22 protein-coding genes are annotated in these 19,807 nt (G+C 65.3%); 9 read left to right on the forward strand and 13 right to left on the reverse strand.

Translation table 11 applies throughout. From position 1 onward, the window contains the following. Positions 1-45: 45 nt before the first annotated feature. The 5 genes from NU1_RS11850 to NU1_RS11870 all read right to left on the reverse strand — a co-directional run bounded on the left by NU1_RS11850 (position 46) and on the right by NU1_RS11870 (position 6,481). Positions 46-1,749, reverse strand: coding sequence for an ATP-binding cassette domain-containing protein (locus NU1_RS11850; RefSeq protein WP_067520306.1), 1,704 nt, complete (start codon positions 1,747-1,749; stop codon positions 46-48). A 254-nt stretch (positions 1,750-2,003) separates the two neighbouring features. After that, a complete protein-coding gene (locus tag NU1_RS11855; protein ID WP_067520308.1) occupies positions 2,004-3,086 on the reverse strand; it encodes a class I SAM-dependent methyltransferase in 1,083 nt (360 codons plus the stop codon). Positions 3,087-3,238: 152 nt separating this feature from the next. Then, positions 3,239-3,631: an antibiotic biosynthesis monooxygenase gene (locus NU1_RS11860; RefSeq protein WP_157552113.1), complete on the reverse strand. Its 393-nt coding sequence runs from the start codon at positions 3,629-3,631 to the stop codon at positions 3,239-3,241. Positions 3,632-3,726: 95 nt separating this feature from the next. Then, entirely contained in the window at positions 3,727-5,310 is a 1,584-nt protein-coding gene (locus NU1_RS11865) for an alpha/beta hydrolase (RefSeq protein ID WP_245720067.1), read from the reverse strand. Positions 5,311-5,491: 181 nt separating this feature from the next. Further along, positions 5,492-6,481: an alpha/beta hydrolase gene (locus NU1_RS11870; protein WP_084521216.1), complete on the reverse strand. Its 990-nt coding sequence runs from the start codon at positions 6,479-6,481 to the stop codon at positions 5,492-5,494. 401 nt (positions 6,482-6,882) lie between these two features. Here NU1_RS11870 and NU1_RS11875 point away from each other — a divergent pair, with 401 nt between their 5' ends. The 6 genes from NU1_RS11875 (at position 6,883) to NU1_RS11900 (ending at position 12,044) form a co-directional block, all read left to right on the forward strand. Continuing rightward, on the forward strand, positions 6,883-8,220 hold the full coding sequence (locus NU1_RS11875) for a sensor histidine kinase (RefSeq protein ID WP_245720069.1): 1,338 nt from the start codon (positions 6,883-6,885) through the stop codon (positions 8,218-8,220). Between the two features lie 77 nt (positions 8,221-8,297). Then, a complete protein-coding gene (locus NU1_RS11880; RefSeq protein WP_067520405.1) occupies positions 8,298-8,672 on the forward strand; it encodes a roadblock/LC7 domain-containing protein in 375 nt (124 codons plus the stop codon). Beyond that, a complete protein-coding gene (locus tag NU1_RS11885; protein ID WP_067520315.1) occupies positions 8,669-9,013 on the forward strand; it encodes a DUF742 domain-containing protein in 345 nt (114 codons plus the stop codon). The genes NU1_RS11880 and NU1_RS11885 overlap by 4 nt, the downstream gene beginning before the upstream one ends. After that, the gene (locus NU1_RS11890; RefSeq protein WP_067520317.1) at positions 8,988-9,590 is read left to right on the forward strand and encodes a GTP-binding protein; all 603 of its coding nucleotides are present in this window, start codon (positions 8,988-8,990) and stop codon (positions 9,588-9,590) included. The genes NU1_RS11885 and NU1_RS11890 overlap by 26 nt, the downstream gene beginning before the upstream one ends. Further along, the gene (locus tag NU1_RS11895; protein WP_067520319.1) at positions 9,587-10,813 is read left to right on the forward strand and encodes a cytochrome P450; all 1,227 of its coding nucleotides are present in this window, start codon (positions 9,587-9,589) and stop codon (positions 10,811-10,813) included. Before NU1_RS11890 ends, NU1_RS11895 begins: the two co-directional genes overlap by 4 nt. 10 nt (positions 10,814-10,823) lie before the next feature. Next, positions 10,824-12,044 carry a cytochrome P450 family protein gene (locus tag NU1_RS11900; protein WP_067520321.1) on the forward strand — a complete coding sequence of 407 codons (1,221 nt, stop codon included), beginning with the start codon at positions 10,824-10,826 and terminating at the stop codon, positions 12,042-12,044. A gap of 63 nt (positions 12,045-12,107) precedes the next feature. Here the strand turns inward: NU1_RS11900 and NU1_RS11905 are convergent, their stop codons facing one another. Beyond that, positions 12,108-12,434: an ArsR/SmtB family transcription factor gene (locus NU1_RS11905; protein WP_067520323.1), complete on the reverse strand. Its 327-nt coding sequence runs from the start codon at positions 12,432-12,434 to the stop codon at positions 12,108-12,110. 61 nt (positions 12,435-12,495) lie between these two features. On the opposite strand from NU1_RS11905, the gene NU1_RS11910 reads away from it, so the two are divergent. Then, on the forward strand, positions 12,496-12,840 hold the full coding sequence (locus tag NU1_RS11910) for a putative quinol monooxygenase (RefSeq protein WP_067520325.1): 345 nt from the start codon (positions 12,496-12,498) through the stop codon (positions 12,838-12,840). Positions 12,841-12,925: 85 nt separating this feature from the next. Then, the gene (locus NU1_RS11915; RefSeq protein ID WP_067520327.1) at positions 12,926-13,342 is read left to right on the forward strand and encodes a VOC family protein; all 417 of its coding nucleotides are present in this window, start codon (positions 12,926-12,928) and stop codon (positions 13,340-13,342) included. Between the two features lie 141 nt (positions 13,343-13,483). Here NU1_RS11915 and NU1_RS43775 read toward each other — a convergent pair whose 3' ends face one another. The 5 genes from NU1_RS43775 to NU1_RS11935 form a co-directional block, all read right to left on the reverse strand. Further along, a complete protein-coding gene (locus tag NU1_RS43775) occupies positions 13,484-15,115 on the reverse strand; it encodes a S8 family peptidase (RefSeq protein WP_067520329.1) in 1,632 nt (543 codons plus the stop codon). A 64-nt stretch (positions 15,116-15,179) separates the two neighbouring features. After that, entirely contained in the window at positions 15,180-15,383 is a 204-nt protein-coding gene (locus tag NU1_RS11925) for a DUF397 domain-containing protein (protein WP_067520331.1), read from the reverse strand. Then, positions 15,376-15,588, reverse strand: a complete 213-nt coding sequence (locus NU1_RS40265; protein WP_084521217.1) for a DUF397 domain-containing protein — start codon at positions 15,586-15,588, stop codon at positions 15,376-15,378. Before NU1_RS40265 ends, NU1_RS11925 begins: the two co-directional genes overlap by 8 nt. A 587-nt stretch (positions 15,589-16,175) precedes the next feature. After that, positions 16,176-17,129, reverse strand: a complete 954-nt coding sequence (locus NU1_RS11930) for an NAD(P)-dependent alcohol dehydrogenase (protein ID WP_067520332.1) — start codon at positions 17,127-17,129, stop codon at positions 16,176-16,178. 208 nt (positions 17,130-17,337) lie between these two features. Beyond that, positions 17,338-17,553: a hypothetical protein gene (locus NU1_RS11935; RefSeq protein ID WP_067520334.1), complete on the reverse strand. Its 216-nt coding sequence runs from the start codon at positions 17,551-17,553 to the stop codon at positions 17,338-17,340. Positions 17,554-17,751: 198 nt separating this feature from the next. Here NU1_RS11935 and NU1_RS42200 point away from each other — a divergent pair, with 198 nt between their 5' ends. After that, a complete protein-coding gene (locus NU1_RS42200; RefSeq protein WP_169815045.1) occupies positions 17,752-17,922 on the forward strand; it encodes a hypothetical protein in 171 nt (56 codons plus the stop codon). 517 nt (positions 17,923-18,439) lie between these two features. Here the strand turns inward: NU1_RS42200 and NU1_RS11940 are convergent. Both NU1_RS11940 and NU1_RS11945 read right to left on the reverse strand, forming a co-directional pair. Then, positions 18,440-19,072 (reverse strand): class I SAM-dependent methyltransferase, encoded by a 633-nt coding sequence (locus tag NU1_RS11940; RefSeq protein WP_067520337.1) that lies wholly within the window; start codon positions 19,070-19,072, stop codon positions 18,440-18,442. Positions 19,073-19,378: 306 nt separating this feature from the next. Beyond that, positions 19,379-19,714, reverse strand: a complete 336-nt coding sequence (locus tag NU1_RS11945) for a hypothetical protein (RefSeq protein ID WP_067520339.1) — start codon at positions 19,712-19,714, stop codon at positions 19,379-19,381. Positions 19,715-19,807 lie beyond the last annotated feature (93 nt).

The following is a 19,807-nucleotide window of genomic DNA, read 5'->3' on the forward strand; positions in this document are numbered from 1 at the left end:
GCGTAAGGATCGACGAACCATGGGTGCGGGGCTCAGTTCCCTACTTCAGCGTCTCGCCTCCCACCCTGCCGCCTCAGGCGCGATCGAGCCCGAGTCGGACACCGCCCCAACTGATTCCAGTGTCCGATTCGGCAGGTGCAGTCGCGGCCACTGCCGGATATCCCGTTGCAACTGTCGATCGTGCGTCGCCACGACCACCGCCGCGGCGGTGGCTTGCAACGCCTCGGTGAGTTCGTCCACCAGGCTGATGGACAGGTGGTTGGTCGGCTCATCGAGCAGTAGCAGGTGTGGTCGTGCGGCCAGGGCGCAGGCCAGGTCCAGGCGCCGCTGCTGACCCATGGACAGCTCGCCCAGGCGTTTATTCGCATCTTCGGCCGCGAGCAGTCCCAGCTCGCCGAGTCCGATCACCTCGTTCTCCGCGAGCACACCCTCCGACACCAGCCGCGCGGTGTGCGCGGCGAATACTTCGCGGGCCCGGCGCTGCGGCTGCCGCGCCGATTCCTGCCGCAGCAGTTGGATGCGCGCCCGACGGGCCCGATGCACCCCACCGCCGGTGGGTTCCAGCGTTCCGGTCAGGACCTCCAACAGCGTCGACTTACCGGCACCATTCGACCCGGTGATCACCAGCCGGTCACCGGAATCGATTACCAGGTCCACCGGCTCACTCAGCCGCTGTGCCACGGTCATCTCCTCGACCCGGACCAGTGTCACGCCGGGGCGAGCAGGCATGGCGGGCATGGCGAATCGCCGCGGCGGGGGTGGTCCGGGGACGCTGTGCCGGTCGAGGGCGTCCTGACGGCGATGTACGGCGCGGGTGAGCGCTCCGGCGCGGGTGGCGCGCTGATGTTTGCCGGTCCCCTTATCCGGCCGCCAGCCCGAGACCAGGCGGTCCTGTGCCACGGACAGATCCTCGGCGAGCCGTTCCGCCTCCGTACGCTGCTGCCGGTACTCCTGCTCCCAATGCTCCCGCTCGGCAATTCGACCCTGCCGATACCCGGCGTAACCACCGCCGTAGACGCGCGGGCGGCCGTCGCGGGTCGGATCGAGATCGATGATCGTCTCCGCCACATCGGCGAGCAGCGCCCGGTCGTGGCTGACCAACGCCACCCCACCGGCGAAACCACGCAGCTGCGCGGTCAGGAAAGCCAGTGCGGCCCGATCGAGGTGGTTCGTCGGCTCATCGAGGAGCAGGAAATCGTCTCCGGCCCCGAGCAATACGGCGAGCCGCACCCGATAGCGCTGTCCCACAGACAGAGTCGCGAGCCGACGCTCCCGATCGCTGATCGCGCCGAGCCCCTCGAGCGCCATATCCACCCGCCGATCGGCATCCCAGGCGTCGAGCAGCTGAACCAGATCCAGTGCGGCACTGTATTCCTCGTCCGCACCGGGCCGCTGGTCGGTGAGCGCCGCCGCGGCCGCGTCGAGTCGAGTCAGTGCCGCGCGCGCCGCGGCGAGCTGCTCGTCGATGACATCGCCAATGGTGCGCTCGTCGTGGTCGGGCATCTCCTGGGTGGCGAGGGCGAGCGTGCCGACCCGATGCACCGTTCCGGCTTCGGGGGTGAGCATCCCCGCGAGCACATGCAGCAGTGTCGATTTACCGCGACCGTTCTCGCCGACAATCCCGCACCGCGATCGCGCCGACAGTTTCATATCCACACCGTCGAGTACGAGTTGGCCGCCGCGCTCCACGCGCACGCCCGAACAGGTCAGTTGCGCCCGCTCACCGGCAGGCTGAATCCAGATGGTCATGTTCTTCCTCCAGGCACAGCACACCCACGTCGATACGAAGAATCGGTAAGGGTGGTGTGCCCTGATCTGATGCGTCACGCGCTCGATAGCGCGTCAGGACGTTATGGAAGAGTCCCGCGCACTCGCCGCGGCGGCGCGGGACCCAACAGAATCAGAGGTAGAACTGGAAGCTCATGAGGTCCACGGTAACAAGCCTCCCGGTGACCGGCCAGCGAATATTCCCGTGCCCGCCGTCACCGTCGGCACAATCACCGCTAGCTCCCCTTGCGTGCCACGAAATAGCTGTTGAACGGGTCGGCCTCGACGTGCTGAACATCGGTCTCGGTGAATCCGGCATCGCGGAGCATGGACTGGGCCAGCTGCTCACCCCACACGGTGCCGAGGCCGTCACCGCCCAGTCCGAGCGACACCGACATGCAGTGCAGGGTGGACACGGTGTACAGGAACGAACCGAAGGGGTGTTCCCGATTGTCCTCCAGATGGCTGGATGCCTGGATATCCACCATGAGGAAGACACCGTGCTTGCGCAGTCCGCGTGCGATCGCGGACAGCACCTGCGCCGGATGCGCTTGGTCATGGATAGCGTCGAAGGCGGTAATCAGGTCATATGCCTCGGACGCGGCGAGTTCCGCGACGTCCTGGACCACGAAGTTCACATTGGTCAGACCGAGCTGCTTCGCCTCCGTACGAGCCGCCTCGAGTGCTTCCGCCGAGAAGTCGTAGCCGGTGAACCGGCTGGCCGGATACGCCGCCGCCATGACATTGATGGCATGTCCACGGCCGCAACCGATATCGGCGACATCGATGCCCGCACGCAGCCGGTCGGGCAGTCCGGGCACCATCGGCACAATGACATCGACGAGCGCGGAATCGGATACCGCCGCGCTCTCCTCGGCCATGTAGTCGTGGAACCGGGGATAGTCGCTGTAGGCGAGTCCGCCCCCGTCGCGGAAGCAGTCGACAATCTTCGGCTCCACCTCCCCCATCATCGACACGACTCCCATCGTGCGGGCGATATTGCTGGGTCCCGCAGCACGGGTCAGGCAGGCCGCGTGCTCGGGTGGCAGCCGGTAGGTTTCGGCATCGGCGTCGTAGTCCACGATCCCGGATACGGTCATCGCCCCGAGCCATTCCCGCACATAGCGCTCATCGAGCCCAGCGGTCTCGGCGATCCGGGCACCGGTCGCCGCCGGCATATCTGCCATGACGTCGAACAGCCCGGTCTGGTGGCCGACGCTGAGCAATAGCGCCGTGCACGCGTTGTTGAGCACCGAAACCATCCGTCCCGCGAACTCCTCGACGGGAGCTACGACAGTGGATTGATCGACCGTGGTCATGACCACCTCTTTCTCGTCGCCCCCGGCGGCTGTCGAACCTCGACAGCTTGGGCACCGGGCGGCACGACGTCTCACGCGGAGATACGCCGATTCCGGAGTTGAGGTTCACCACTGCCCGACACCGACGGCTCGGTGCCCACCTCGCTACTGCCTCAACGCAATTCGTTGATGCGGGTACGAGCCGCCGCCCACGACAGCGGAATGTCCGCGGGTCCGGCGGTCGAATCGATGAAGTTGGGGCTTCCGACACGACCCTTCATATCGGACAACATCTCCGCATGCGAACCACTGCGGACGAAGGCCTCCATTGCCTCCTTGTCCGACCACGCGGACAGGGTCCAGAACGTCTTCGACAGCAACTTGGCGTCCAGGCTGTAGCCGACGCAACCGGGAGCGGTACGCAGTTGGGTTCGAATCTTCAGCGTCCAGCGCAGGAACCTCGGCACATCGCTGTAGCGAATCAGCGGCAGCCGGGAAGTGAGGACGTGCAGCTGTTCCCCTTCGACCGGCTTATGCACTCCAGAGGACCAGGGCAGTACAGGCATGAATTCTATCCCCTCAATGGCATTGAGCCAGACAATGATCGGCTATATGTAACCAGCCATGGAGCACCCTCGCGACCTGACCACGGCATCGCGATTCAGCCGAAAGGTGAACCGTCGCCATCGCAGCCGGCGCCCGCGGGCGGGAGTTGGGCGGAGAACAGGTATTCGCGCTTGACCCGTTCGGCGCAGGTGCTGGGCACGTACATGCTGCTGTGGCCCGCTCCCTCGACCACCACTACCTGCGCGCGGGCGAGTTGGGCGGCTCCGGCTTCGGCGCCGTGCAGCGGGGTCGCGGGATCGAATCGACTGTTGAGCACCAGGATCGGGGCGGCGGTGCGGCGATTCCAGGGACCGGTGTAGCGGTCGGCGTCGCGGGCCTGCCAGAACGCGCACGCCATGGTGTTGAAGACGCCGATCCGGCCGAAATAGGGCACCCGCTGGTCTTCCGAGATCGCGAACCGGCTGTAGACGGTGGGGTCGGTCGGGACGGTGCTGTCAGTGCATTGGATGGAGTAGAACGCTTCGGTGCGATTGCCGGTATAGGCCGCGCTGTCGGCGATCGGCAGGATGCCCGGCAGGGTCGTGCCGTCATCGAACAGCGCCTGCAACAGAACGGCGAGGTCCGGATAGGTCGACGGCCGCGACAGATCCGAGGCCGCATTGACTATCTGGGTATAGGTCCACGGTTGACCATTCACCCGAATCGGTGCCAGTCGCGCTCGTTCGGCGAGCGCTCGCCATTTCAGTGCGGGATCACCGGCAGCGAACGCGCATCGCGGACCTGCGGCCTCGCATTGCCGCAGGAAGGCGTCGAAGGTGGCGGCAATGCCGTCGGCCACCTGTTGGCGGGTATCGAGCGGAACGGTGGCGCCTTCCGCGCCATGGCCATTCGCGCTGCCCTGAAAGTCCATCGAGCCGTCGAACACCATCGCGCGTACCCGGCCGGGAAACATATTGGCGTAGGTCGCGCCGACCTGGGTGCCATAGGAAATGCCGTGATAGGACAGCTGCCGATCGCCGACCGCGCGGCGCAGTAGCTCCAAATCCCGAGCGGTATTGGCGGTCGAGGCGTGTTCGAGGATCGGGCCGGCGAGTTGCGCGCATCGGTCCGCGAGTTCTTTATTGCCGGCGTAGAAGGCGGCTTCGCCGGCCGGGTCGCCGGGCATATCCGGCATGGAACCCAGAAAAGCCAACTGCTCCTCGGTATTCGGGAAACAGCGGGTCGGCGCACTGCGTGCCACCGCCCGCGGATCCCAGGAGACGATGTCGAATCGCGACCGCAGCTCCTCGGAGAACAGGAAAGGCCAGCGCGCCCGCTCGCGTAGTCGATCGATTCCGGACGCGCCCGGACCGCCGAAATTGACGAATAGCGTGCCGATTCGCGCATTCGGGTCCGCGGCCGGCAGTTTGATCAGCGCCAGGTCGATCGGATCGGCGTGCGGCTGCCGGTAGTCCAATGGCACCGACGCGGTCGAGCATTGGAACCCGTCGGCGCAGTCCGCCCAGTGCAGCGTGGGCGTTTCCGCCGATTGCGCGAGCGGATCGAGATACGGATCCGCGCCACCGTCCGCCGTTGCGGGCACCGCCACCCCGAATGCACCGGCGCTCAGTACGAGTGCGAAGGCGACGATTCGGATTCGGATTCGGTGAAAACTGCTGCGTCCCAAACGCAGAACCAAGTCGATAGCCTTCCGAGCACGGACGAACGTATGCCCGTACACCTTGCCACACCGCCGGGTATGTCCGATGCCTCGGAATGCGATCACGCATCCCGAGGCATCGCGTATTTCCGAGCGTCAACCGATTTCCCCTGCGCACAGCCGGTTTCGACGCCGGACGGTGGCGGGGCCGCTGGACGTGTCAGTGCGCGCCGAGTGCGTCGAGGATCATCGGGCGTGCGTTCGCGAGACCCTGCCGCCAGTAGGGCCAGGTGTGGGTCCCATTGCCGATCTCGATGCGAGCGCCGATCCCCAGCGCCGCGACCCGATCCCGGAATATCTGGGCGGCGGTCATCGTCATCGCTTCCAGGGCCATGGCGTTCACGGTGTTCACGGCGCCGTACGGCAGGTCCGGTGGACCCGGCATCCCATTGCCCGACGAGACGTACATCGGCAGTCCGCGCAGCCGCTCGGCCTGCGCGGTGGCGTCGTTGCGGCTCCAGGCGGGATCCCCGGCCGGTCCCCACATATCGTCCACATTGAACTGGCCCTCATCCCACATGGCGGCGCGCATCGCCTGATTCCACATCGGGAAGGTCGGGTTCACGAATCCCGAGAAGGATCCGGCGAACCGGAACTGGTCCCGGTGGTGGGCGGCCAGCACCAGTGCGGCATTGCCACCCATGGAGGCCCCGACAATGGCCTTATTGGTGCGCGATACGCCGTACCCCGCCAGGAAGTCCGGCAGTTCCCGGGTCAGGAAGGTTTCCCACTTGTAGGTGATCGGTTGACGATTGGTACTGCTGGAGCGGTACCAATCGGTGTAGAAGCTGGACCGCCCGCCGACCGGGAATACCAGGGTGACGTTGTCATTGGCGAACTGGCGCAGTGCGTCGGTATCGGATGTCCACTGGCTGTGGTCGTTCGGTGCTCGGAGACCGTCGAGCACATAGAGGGCAGCGCCGCCACCGCGAGCCGCCCACTGCACCTGGATTTTGATCGGCCCCATACTCGATGGCACCCAGAGCTCTTCGTAACCGCCTGCCGGTGCGCGTAATACCGGTGCGTGGATCGGTGCCGCGGGCGCCGCCGCCGCGCCCACCGATGACACGAGTACGGCCGCCGCAATGACCGTGCAGGCCTTCCCCAACCAACCGCGAATTGCCCGTCGGCGACCGGATCGCGCTGCCATGTCCACCCGCATAACTCCCACCATCATTCCAGGTAAGTTACCGAAACCCCCTGAATCCCGCTGTCGCTCAGGTCAATTTGCGCAATTGCGCCCCCGGTTTCGGCACGCCTCCACGGGCTGCCGACGCCGCAGGCCGTCCCCGTCTTGCCCGACAAGTAACCGACGAGACTCGGACCTCTCTGTCGACCCGCGTTGCTGCCGGTGCGCTCGGTCACCCGATAGCGGCAACGAAGTACCACCAGCGAATCTCGGATGAAAGTGATGCTGGGATAACGCAATAGGTAGATTGTGCGCTACGGTCGGGCGTGTTTGCGCGAGTGCGCCCGACTCCGGTGTAGCCGACAGGATTGACGAAACCCCATATGGTTGTGATGTTTCTCTGGATACTCGTTCCCCTACTTGTGCTCGCTGTGGCTGCGGCGGGATACACGGCGATAATGCTGCGCGCCGAGCGTGCCCGCGCCGACGGCTTGGCCGCCCAGGTGCGCGGCTGGGAGCAGTTGCTCGAACAGCTTGTCCGCAAGACCCTCCCGTCGGTCACCGAGTCGGTCCGCCGCCCCGGGATGCCCATGACCGGGATGGAGATCCCGCCCGGCCTGGAGCAGTCGACCATCGCGCCGCTGGTCTGGCAAACCGTCGAATGCTATGCCGATGATCTGCGGCTGCTGTGGGCAGAAGCGTCCGATCAGGGCAGGCGGGAGACCGAGGCGGAGGCTCGTCAGGCAATCACCAACGCCGAGCAGGCCGTCCGCTCCGAAGCCCAGGGCGCGTCGCGGGATGTGACCGCCGCGGCGGTCCGGTCGTTCGGCACCTCGGTGGTCAGTCTGGGCGCCGATGTCGGCAAGGTGGTCAGTGCCGCGTTGCGCGAGCATCGCGACGACGCGGTGTACGAGACGCTCATCCGCATCGACCACAGCGTGCAGCAGATGATCCGGCAGGCGCAGTCGTATGTGATTGTCAGCGGTGGGCTGCCCGGCCGCCGTTGGCCGCAGCAATCGGTGACCGATGTGGTCGGTGGCGCCACCGGCCGCGTACGTGACTACCTGCGGGTGCGCGCGATGCAGGGCGACCGCGTGGTGGCCAGCCGCGTGGTGGAGCCGCTCGTGCACTCCGTGGCGACGCTGCTGGACAACGCATTGCGCTACTCGCCCCCTACGTCATTCGTCGATATCAGCTTCCAGGAGGGCCACCACGGGGTGACCATCCTGATCGACGATGCCGGGGTGCGGATGAGCCAGGAGCAGTTGGAGGACGCCCGCCAGGTACTCGCCGGCGAGCGCGCCGTCGATATCCTCGAGCTCGGCCCCGCGCCGAAGATCGGCTTCCCCAGTATCGCGGCATTGGTGCGGCGGTACGGATTCAGTGTCTACGTCGACGGCCCCAATATGTACGGCGGCGTCCGGGCGATGGTGTACATCCCCGAATCGCTGCTGGTGGCCCCACAGGACGTCAAGGAACAGCCCGCGGTGGCCTCCCCGCCCGCGGTGCTCCCGGTGGACGGAGGACCCGTGACCGATCCCGATGTCGCCGCGGCCACCACCGCGAGCGGACTGGCGAAACGGCGGCGGCGCACGGTGGCCACGCCGAGTGTGCAATCGCCCGCGCCCACTCTCCAATCCGCCCCGGCTCCAACGCTCCAACTAGCTCGACCCGATATCGCAGCGGCGTGGCACAGCGGCTCGGTCAGTGGCCGCACCGCCGCGGCCGAAGCCGACCAGACCGAAGGGATGATCTCGTGAACTCACCGACAGCGGCCGACCCCCTCAACGCGACACCACCGGCGAACCTCGCCGACGGCCCCAACCGCCTCGGCTGGATGCTCGCCGAACTCGATGTGCCCGGGGTCCGATTCTCGGTGCTGCTCTCCGAAGATGGTCTGCGGATCGCGCACTCGGGCAATATCACTCGCGATAACGCCGACCGGTTCGCCGCGGCCGCATCGGGTTTGCGCTCTCTGGGTAAGGCGCTCGGCGAATTCTGCGGCGGTCTCGGCGACAATGTGCGCCAGAATGTCACCGAGTACGACCAGGGCATGATCTTCATTACCGCCGCGGGCGAGGGTGCGGTACTCGGCGTATCTACCACCGCCGAGGTCGATGTCGCGCTCGTCGCGCATCGGCTCAATGAGCTAGCCGCCCGCGTCGGCCACGAGCTAGGCGCTGTGCCGCGTCGAGGCGGCGCCCGGCCATGACCGGGCCGCGGCGTGATCCCGATCTTGTCCGGGCGTATGTGCGCACCGGTGGGCGTTCGCGTCCCACCCAGCAACTGGACCTCGTCACCGTGATTCTCGCCGACGGCGTACCACTGCAGGGCGGCTCGCCCGACGCGCGTCGGATCTTCGCGCTGTGCCATCAGGCTCTATCGCTCGCGGAGATCGCCGCCCACCTCGACCTGCCGCCGTCAGTGGTGAAGATCGTCGTTTCCGACCTGCTCGACGGCGGTCACCTGATTACCCGGACGCCCGAGCATGCTCTGCCGGACGTCAGTTTGTTGGAAGAGGTACTGAATGGGCTCCGCGCCCTCGCGGTCTGAAGTCGACTACCTGCCCGCCACTATCACCAAATCGGTCAAGCTCTTGGTGGCGGGCAACTTCGGTGTCGGCAAAACCACCTTCGTCAACAGCGTCTCGGAGATCAAGCCGCTGCGCACCGAAGAGACGATCACCGAGAACAGTATCGGTATCGACGATGTGGCCGGCCTCCGGAACAAGACGACCACGACGGTCGCCATGGACTTCGGCCGTATCACGCTCAATCCCGAACTAGCCCTGTACCTTTTCGGCACTCCCGGCCAGCAGCGTTTCGTCCCGCTGTGGGAGGAGCTGGCGCGCGGTGCGCTCGGCGCGCTGGTGCTCGTCGATACTCGGCGCATCGAACAATCCGATGAGGTGCTGTCGGTGCTCGAGGAGCGCGGGGTGCAGTACTCGGTGGCGGTCAATGAATTCGAGGGTGCGAAGCGGTATCCGCTCGCCGAGATCCGCGATGCGCTCGACCTGGCCGAGGGCACCCCGCTGACCGCCCTGGACGCTCGTGATCGACGCACCTGTGTGCAGTCGCTCATCACCCTCGTCGAGTTCTTGTTTCATTCGCGTCAGGAGACACGCATTTGACCACTTCGATCGGCCCGTCCTCCGTTGTCGACGGAACGCGCTACCCGCTCTATGCCCAGGAATTCGCGGCCGACCCACACGCCAACTACCGTGAAATGCGTCGCCAATACGGCTCTTTGGTGCCGGTGGAACTCGCGCCCGGGGTGCCCGCCACCCTGGTGATCGGATACCACGACGCGGTGCGGATTCTCAATGATCCCGAACACTTCCCCGCCGATCCGCGCATCTGGCAGCAGACCATTCCGGCCGACTGCCCGGTGAAGCCGATGATGGAGTGGTATCCCAATGTGCTGCGCAATGCCGGTGCGGCGCACTGGCGTTACCGGCAGGCGAATGTCAGTGCTGTCGACGGTGTCAATCTGCACGGCCTGCACGCCATTGTGGAGCGCGAGGCCATTCCGCTGATCAATACCTTCTGCGAGACTGGTGAAGCTGAGCTCATCACGCAGTACGCCTTCCCGCTGGTTTTCGCCGGTCTCAACGACATGCTGGGCTGCCCACCGGAGATCGGGCAGCGCGTGGCCGCGGGTATGGCCGCCCTGTTCGATTCGGTGGACGATAACGCCGCTCTCGGTATGGAGATGCTCAGTGGTGCGCTGTTGGAGCTGATCGCGCTCAAGAAACGCGAACCCGGCAACGATATGGTGACCCGGCTGCTGCAGCACGAGGCCGGACTCGATGACACCGAGATGCTGGCCAATATCATCAGCCTCTACGGCGCCGGATTGGAACCGCAGCAGAATCTGATCATCAATACGCTGCGGCTGATCCTCACCGATGAACGTTTCGCGGGCGATGTGCTGGGCGGAAGCCTTTCCACGCGTGACGCGTTGGACGAGGTCCTGTTCAACGATCCGCCGATGGCGAACTTCGCCATCTCCTACCCGCGCCAGCCCATGCTGATCGGCGACACCTGGCTGCCCGCGCATCAGCCGGTGGTCATCAGTCTCGCCGGGTGCAATAACGATCCCACGATCGCCGGTGGTGAGCGCATCGGCAATCGCTCACATCTGGCGTGGAGCCTGGGACCGCATGCCTGCCCGGCGAAGTCGGTGGCGTCGCTGGTGGCGCAGGAGGCGATCGATCAATTGCTCGACGCGCTGCCCGAGTTGCGGCTCGCCGTTCCGGTGGATGAATTATCTTGGCGCCCAGGGCCGTTTCACCGCGCGCTGGCAGCGCTGCCGGTGGTCTTCCCTGCGTGTCCGCCGTTGAATGTGAAGTAGGAGAACTACCGTGACGATCGAACCCCTGGCGCTGGACCTGACCGGTGCCGACATTCAAGGTGAGAACGCCCGTATCCGTGCGCGTGGACCGGTGACCCTGGTCGAGCTCATGGGTGTGCCCGCCTGGTCGGTAACCGATGCCGATGTGCTCAAGCGGCTGCTGGCCGATCCACGGGTGTCGAAGGATCCGGCCCAGCACTGGTCGGCATTCATCAATGGCGAGGTCACCCCCGAGTGGCCGCTGTTCCCGTGGGTGGCGGCGACCAATATGTTCACCGCCTACGGTGCCGACCACCGTCGCCTGCGCAAACTGGTCTCGCCGGCCCTCACCAATCGCCGCACCATGGCGTTGCGCCCGCGCATCGAGGAGCTGGTGACCAGCCTACTCGATGGTCTCGCCGCGACCCCGGCCGGTGAGAGTGTCGATCTGCGTGAGGGTTTCGCGTATCCGGTGCCGATCCAGGTGCTCACCGAGCTCATGGGTGTGCCCGAGGAGCGCGAACCCGCGCTGCGCACCTGTGTCGCCCGGTTCTTCGACACCGAGATCTCCCCCGAGGCCGCCGGGGCCAACTACGTCGAAATGTACGGTCTCATCGAGGAACTCGTCGCCCACAAGCGGGACAACCCCGGCGACGATATGACCAGCGTGCTGATCGCCACCCGCGACGAGGACGGCGAGCGGCTGACCGAGAAGGAAATGGTCGACACGCTGATGCTGGTCATCAACGCGGGTCACGAGACCACCGTCAACCTCCTAGACCAGGCGATCTACTCGCTGCTCACCCATCCCGATCAGCTCGCCGCGGTACTCGACGGCAAGGTCGGCTGGGACGCCGTTATCGAGGAGACCCTGCGCTACGAATCCCCCGTGGCCCACCTGCCGCTGCGCTACGCCGTGGAGGATATCGACATCGACGGCATCGGAATCCGCAAGGGCGAAGCCATTCTCGCTTCCTATGCGGCAGCGGGCCGTGACCCCAAGGTCCATGGAGCCACCGCTGATTCGTTCGACGTCACCCGCGTCAACAAGGACCACGTGGCCTTCGGCCATGGCGCGCACCACTGCATCGGCGCACCCCTGGCCCGCCTCGAGGCGAGCATCGCCCTCCCGGCGCTCTTCGAACGCTTCCCCGACCTCCGTTTCGCCACCAGCGCCGCTGATCTGGCCCCGGTGATCGGCTTCATTTCCAATGGGCACCTCGAGCTCCCGGTGTACCTCACCGCGGAGTAGCTCGCTCGGTACAGCTCGGGCCCGGCAGATGCCGGGCCCGAGCTGTTTCTGCGGTCGGCACGCCTACCGCGATTCTCGTCGATCGTTCTCGGCGCGCAACGTATCCAGCAGCCCGGGGAATCGCGCTTCCAACTCGGCGCGGCGGAGCTGCGCCATATTGCTGTTGCCGCGATTGACTTGCTGGATCAGTCCGGCGGCGCGCAGCGTTCGGAAGTGATGGGTGAGAGTCGCTTTCGAGACCGGAAGCCCGAAGGAGCTGCACGTCCGCTCGGTGCCGTCCGGCTCGGCGAGCAAGGTGAGGATTACGCGGAGACGGTGCTTGTCGGCCAGTGCGGCGAGCACCGTACCGAGCTCCATCTCCTGCGGGGTCGGCTCGACATCGCCGGTCATGCGTGACCCCTCTCCTAGGTACGGTTTGCATCATACCTACACATCGCCTAGCGTGCGAGGTATGACTCAGACCATACCTGAATCCTCGAATACCCCCTTTGCCCTGGTCGGCGTCGCTCGCCCCAAGCCCGAGCGCGAAGCCGAACTCCGCGAACTCCTGCTGTCCTTCGTCGCCCCCACCCGCGCCGAGGAGGGCTCCCTCGAATACCACTTCCACGAGGACAATGCCGAGCCCGGCAGTTTCGTGTTCTACGAGGTGTGGCGCTCCAAGGAAGACCTCGACCGCCACCTCGAGCTCCCGCATATGCGTGACTTCTGGGAGCGGCGCATGGAGTACCTCGAACGCGATCTCGATATCAAGTTCCTGACCATGCACAGCGCCTACCCGCGCCCGGTCGACGCCTGAATCACGTTCACACAGCCACGGTTTCAATCGACCCGGCCGTGATCGAGCGCATCGACCGCACCGCGAATATGGCAGCATCGACGGCGTGCCGATTCCATGCAGTTCGTTCGACCATGTCCGCTTGACGGTGACCGATATCGACCGCTCCCGCGCCTTCTACGACACGGTCTTCGGTTGGCCGATCGCCTGGGAGATACCCGCCGACGCGGACGAGGTCACGCGCGAGCGGTACTGGTTCCTTTTCGGCGGCATCATCTACCAGATGGGCGACACACTGCTGGGCCTGCGTCCGGTCGGCAAGGATGATTTCCACGAGGATCGCGTGGGACTCGACCATCTTGCGTTCTCCCTGGCGACCCGCGCGGAAATCGACGCGGCCGCGACACTCCTCGATGAACTGGGCATCGCCCATGAGGGCGTGAAAGACCTTGGCCCCATGTACATTCTGGAGTTCCGCGACCCTGACAATATCGCGCTCGAACTGGTCGTCCGCAAGGCATGACGGCGCGACCCGATCCTCGGTAGCACCGTCCCGTCTGAAACTCCGGCTTTATCGTGCACTTTTCGACCGGAAGTCGCGGAATTCACCGGTAATGGGCGGAAAGTGCACGATTAATCCGGTCGACAGTCGGACAGCGGCGGGTCAGAGCCTCGCGCCCCGTGCGGCTCGGACTGCTGTCAGCCCGTTGAGTCGGCCGAAACCGTATCTGTCGCTGTGCCCGTCGTCGCCGTAGGCAGCCCCCTGTGGGTCGATCTTGTCGCAGGACGCCTTCAGGAGGTCTTTGACCTGCTGCCGGGTCAGGTCCGGGTTCACCGACAGGATCAGGGCCGCGATACCGGCCGCTCCCGGGGTCGCGCTGGAGGTGCCGCCGAAATTGTTGGTGAAATTGCCCGCGAGGTCGCCCGCATCGGTGCTGCCGGGGTTGTAGCCGTCGGCGCCGCGCCTGTCGACGGTCCAGATGCCGGGGGTGCGGGGGTCGGGGTGACCGAAGGGTGGGTGGCCGATATCGTTGCTGGGGAACGCACACCAGACAGCCTTGCCGAAATCGCTGTAGACACTGCGTTTTCCGGTGTCGTTGCAGGCCGCGACGGCGACTACCATCGGAGAGCTCGCGTAGCCGTCGTTGTCGACCGATTCATTGCCGTTGCCCGCGGCGAACAGGATTACGCAGCCTTTTCCCGCGCGGCCCTTGGTCGTCGCGTACTCGACTGCCAGTCGTGTACTGGCGGGCATGGGGACCACTTGGTTGTGTACCGGGTCGCCGGGGCGGAACCAGTCGCCGTCGACGGGACCCCAACTGCATGAGATGACGTCGGCGCCATTGTCGGCGGCCCATTGGAAGGCGTGGGCCTCGGCCTGGGAGCCGAGGCCGGAGGCGAGGCGGATCGGCATCAACCGGGCCTCCGGCGCTACCCCGGACGCACCCAGAATGCCGTTCGCACAGGCGACTCCGGCACAGGCGGTGCCGTGGTTGTCGCCGCCATCGGGACCGGTTCCGAAGAAGTCCTTGGGGCGTGGATCGTCGGTGCGGAGGGTGGCGTCACGTGGTGCGACCACCTTGCCCGAGAACTCCGGATGATCGATATCGACACCATCGTCGATCACCGCGACGACCACGCCCGCACCACGGGTAATCAAGTGTGCCGCTTCGATATTCGCGTGCGCATCGATCGCGACACCGCCGATGACGGTCGGCTTCAGATGCCACTGCTCGGCGAAGATGGTTTTGCGGGAGCGACGCCGGATCAGTTCGGGGTGGCTGTATTCCACGTCGTCGCGCTCGAGCAGCGCGTTCGCGATAGCGAAAACCTCCTGGCCGGTCCCCTCGGGTGCGGCGGCGAAGTAGGCGTTGGCGGCGTAGACCACCTCCTGCCGCAGCTGCAATCCCGCTTCCCGCAGGACAGTTCGGCAGTCTTCGGGCGTGGCGGTATCGACGAACTTCAGAAAGATGTTCTCGGTATACAGCACCGGCTCTTCGGTGCCCGGGTCTACGAGGACCCGCCCCGCGAAGCGCACCTCCGGTGCCGCATTCAGCCTCACCTTGCGCTCTTCGACCGAGGGCGAACCGGGAGGCAGGCGATACACCTCGACGCCCACCTCCGGATACGCCTCCACGAGTGCCGCATCATCGAGCACCCCGCTCAGCGGCGTGCGCACCGAGCCGACTCGCCACGGCACCCCACGCCCACGCCGCGCCCGCACCACAATCAGATCGGGATCCACTTCGAGTTCGAAACCAGGCTCACCCTGCGCCCCATAATTCGCGGTAGGCAACCACGACTCCCTTCGTCAGCGTCCGGTCGATCCGTGGGCGCAGCATCTCACGCTCCGTGTGGTTTCAGGAGCGGTTGAACTCGCCGCCCGCCACCTTGGTGGCGAACGTGTCCCATTCGTCCGGCTCGAAGATCAAGGCCGGGCCGGTCGGATTCTTGGAGTCACGGATACCGACACCGCCTCCCGGCAGCCAGGCAACCTCGACACAATCACCTTGACTGCCGCTGTACCGACTCTTGAACCACTCGGCACCAACTGGATCAACCATGTTCACGGCTGAACTCTCCCCCCGCGACCTTGGTGGCAAACGCATCCCACTCGCCCGGTGCGAAGACAAGAGCCGGGCCGGTCGGGTTCTTGGAATCACGCACGCCGACATTGCTTCCCGACAGCCATGCAACCTCGACGCACTGGCCGCCTGTCTCGCGGTAACTGCTCTTGAACCACTGTGCACCAGGCAGATCAATGCTCACGTTCATACTCCTTCGCCACCCGCCGCAGCAGGTCTCGTGTTTCACTCTCGCCAAGGGACGCATCCCCTCCTACGACCAACTGCGCGATCAGCAACTGTGCGGCACCGACCAACCATGCAACTGCACCGCCCCTGCCCGTCATAGCGACATTCCGCACCGCACCTTTCATCCTCACGGCATCAAGCTATGGAGAATCACCTACGAAAAGCAGCGTGCTACCTCCCCGATGCCGAGTGGTGCCAGCACCGCGAGGACGGCCGACATCGATGCCGAATCTGAATCCGGCCCCCTGCGGTGCGATCCCCCTTCGCCATGTCTTCTCCCACGGCGGGTACGGCATCCGGCTCCACAGGTTTGCCCCGCTCACCGATTGTCGTGAGTCACCTAGTACCGCAACGGCGTTCGGTACAGATCGGGACCTGAAACGCCCTCGACAGCACTCGGATTCCGCACACCATCAGGAGCACTCGAAGAAGTGTTGCGATGACCGCCTGAGCTCGCACCGCCTACCGCGCTGAGCGAAGCGGCCACGTCGTGGTCACTGGCGGGCGAGACTGGTTGCGGCTCATAACATCCGGTGGCGCCGATCAGCGGATCTCGACCACCACTTTGCCCAGGGCGCGTCCCGCACCGACGTGGGCCAGCGCGTTCGCGGTCTCGTCGAGGGGGTAACTGCGGTCGATGTGGATACCGATCCGTCCCGCGACACACGACTCCGCGAGGGGTGTGAAGTGCGCGGGCCCTTCCTTCACCGCGAGGACCCCGAGCCCGCGGCCGGTCACCATTCCGGCGACCACTCCGACCGTCGTCAACCGCAGCAACGCGCGCGTGGTGCCGCCGACGCAGCGGTACCGGCCGCCACGCGCGACCGACCTGCGATAGGCGAAGACCGACCGGTGGGCAACGAGGTCGAGCACCCGGTCGTACGGTCCGGTTCGGGTGAAGTCCTCAGCGCGATAGTCGATGACCTCGTCAGCGCCGAGCGTGCGCATGAACGCCAGTTTGGCGGCGTTGTCCACCCCGGTCACATGAGCCCCGGCACTCTTGGCCAACTGAATCGCAAACGCTCCGGACCCGCCGCCCGCTCCGTTGATCAACACCGACATACCGGCTGCGATGTCGGCCGTGCCCTGCAGTGCTATCGCCCCCGCCTGTGGCAGCGTCGACGCCTCGGCGAAGCTCAGCGCCGCCGGTTTGTGAGCCAGCGCCGATTCAGGAACCACGGCATATTCCGCGAACCCACCCTTGAGCATGAGATTGTCGCCGTAGACCTCGTCACCCGGTGCGAACAGTGTGACCTCGGAGCCGACGACTTCGACCCGTCCGGCGATATCGGATCCGAGAACCGGGCGCCTAGGCGCCCGGAGCCCGCCGATGCGTGAATACAGCGGCGTCCCCCGTAGTGTCTCCCAGTCGGAGAGGTTGATCGACGTCGCGTGCACCTGGACGAGCACCTGTTTCGGCCCTGGGGAAGGCGCTGGGACCTCCGCGATCGACAGCACCTCGGGGCCGCCGTAGCGGTCGTACACGACGGCCCTCATGCGATTCCAGCACCGAGGATCGAGCGGCAGCCTGACACATGACAGACTCTAGTCGGCGGGCCGCCCCGCGACCGGCGAACTGTGCGTCGGCATTCGGCGCGACTCGCCGAACCCTGCGGGCTCAGGCGGTCCGCAACACTTCTTCGAGTGCTTCTGATGGTGTGCGGAATCCGAGGGTGTGTCGAGGGCGGTGGTTTCAGCTACCGCCTCAGTCCGGCAGCCAGTGCAGCTCGTGCGCCAGGGTTTTGGCGACGGCACGGATGCGGCGATGTAGTGGTGACTGCACGCGCGGGAGGACCAGGTGGATCGTCACGGTGGGTGCGCCCTGCAGCGGTCGCCACGTGAGACCGGCCGATAGTGCCGTGACTGCGGCTTCACTGGCCGGAGCGAGGGTGAGCCCGTCGCGTAGGTCGCGCTGAGACATGTCGAAAGAAACTGTGGGCGTGTGGATAGCACCCGGTCGCATCGCCAAGCATTCGAGCCATGGGACAACGAGAAGGCCTGTCAGCGCAGAATCGGTAATGCCGATCTGGGCTGGATCGACCGGTGTCGAGCGATCGTCGGGAAGTAGTCGTATGGAAGCCTCAGCGGTGGAATCCCTGACGCACGCGGCGATTTGGTCATGGCTGGCCAACCGTTCGCCCCAATGCTCGGCGAGAATTTCGATCTCGGCGCGTGTTCGGTCGTTGATCGGAATCTGGTGCTCGAGAAGCAGTTGCGTCAAGATCCACAGCCCGGCTTCTTGATGGCCGGATTCGCGGCAGTCGCGAAAGTTCTCGGCGGCCTCGGCTGAGGGCAGCAGTCCGGCGACCAGAGGTGCTTCGGCATGCCAGCGACATGGATCGAGTTCGATCCCCACACCAATTCCTACGAACAATGGCAGGCGATCGACGACCTCACTTCCAGCGCGCCGGTTGTCGTCATCGAGTATCGCCGCGAGTAAAGCGATAGCCCGCTATGTGGTCGGCACGGGCTCGCTCACTGGAATCTTCACTGCGACATCGCGTTCGGAACCGTCTACTACGAACACGTACGGAACTTCACCGCCCGCGCGCAGGTCATGACTGCCGGAACCATTGTCATGTACGCCTGCGGCACACAGGTTGGACAGAGCCGCAAGGGTGCGCCCCCGTATGTCGAGGATTCGATCGAACGAGCACGCGAGCTGCTGGGAGGATAGGACGGGCTCGGAGAGATCTCACCAACGCACTCATCTGCCGTTGAGCGCTCGGCCGCGCAGCCCGGCCGACGCACTCACATACCGATTACAGGTAGCGGCGCGATCAACGGTCATCAAAAAGAGGGGTGTGTCAGTCGGCCGAGGCTTGCAGTCTTCCCCAGGCGATGTACCCGCCGCCCAGCAGTGTCGATCGCACTGCCAGGTCGGCGAACCGTTCCAAGTGCCGCCACGGCCGGTCGAGACCGTCGGTGGTTGTCACGAACCGGCGCGCCAGCATCCGTACGAACGGGTCGGTCATGAGCCTGCCCCGCGCGGTGTATTTCGTTCCGCCGGTGGCGACCCGCGCCCCCGGTTCGGCGTGTCGAAACAACGCGGCCAGTGCGTCCGGAAGCTGTAGTACGTCGTGGGTGAGAGAGAAGAGGAACGCGTTGGGTGCCGCCGGTAGGTCGGCCCGTTCGATCCCGTTGTTGACGAGCGTGACGTTCGTCCAGCCGGCGTCACCGACTCGACGTTGCGCTTGGCCGATCATCTCCGGACTCAGTTCGATGCCGATCAACCGGCCACTCGGCCCGATGCGCTCTTGGATCTGGGCGAAGTTCGCGCCGGTTCCGCATGCGACATCGACGACGACATCACCGGCGCTGAGGTCGAGTTTCTCGACGGTCCGGCGGCGCAGACCAGCCAACAGCGCTGTCCGGCTGTCGTACTTGTCGGCGATCCGCCGGTACTTCGCCAACGCCTGATTGTGATTCGGCCCGGTCATAGATGCCCCCTTCGCGATCCGACTGGTTCGATCGTGGACATGATCGACCTTCTGAGGTGAGGGTCAGAACAAACCACTCGAGCGGAATTCTTCCGCTTCAGCGATCATCGCGAGGCGCTTTGGCGCATAGCTGGAGATGCTTTGCGCACGTACCGATTTACTCTCAAACGTCCTCGTCTGTCGCTGACCGCGCTGGTCGAACTGGCCAGCGCGGCACTTTGGAAGATTCGCGGGCGGCGGGCATCCGACATCGGTGGAATGCCGCTACTGCCGATGAGCGAGTGCGTTGTTGCGGAGGAGATCCGCTCAGCTATCGGCAGGAAATCGGTGCTCGATCGCTTGACGAGCCATCATCCAGACCGTTTCGAATTCCTCGGCCGTCATTTGCTCGAGGGCGCTGGCCTCGACATCCCAATCCTCGGCGCTACCCTCCGCGAGCACACCGTATTTGAGTTCGTACGCCTGAACTGCGGCGAATCCCCCGTGGTCTCGTGCATGCATCACCTCCACCAGCGACGCGGCCGTGACCGGCTCGCCGTCAGCACCTCGCAGATTAACCTGCCGGTTGGGCCAGCCATCGTCATCGAGTTCGATCAGGAGCCAGATGCACTCATCTGCGTAGAAGTCGCGAATCCACCTCATCCGACCAGTATTACGGCTTTCGGCCACCGCCGAGGAAACGCACTCAATTGCCGCTGTGTGCGCTGAGCGAAGCGGCCATGCGACAGGCCCGAA

The sequence above is a fragment of the Nocardia uniformis NBRC 13702 genome, assembly GCF_001613345.1.
GTDB lineage: Bacteria > Actinomycetota > Actinomycetes > Mycobacteriales > Mycobacteriaceae > Nocardia > Nocardia uniformis.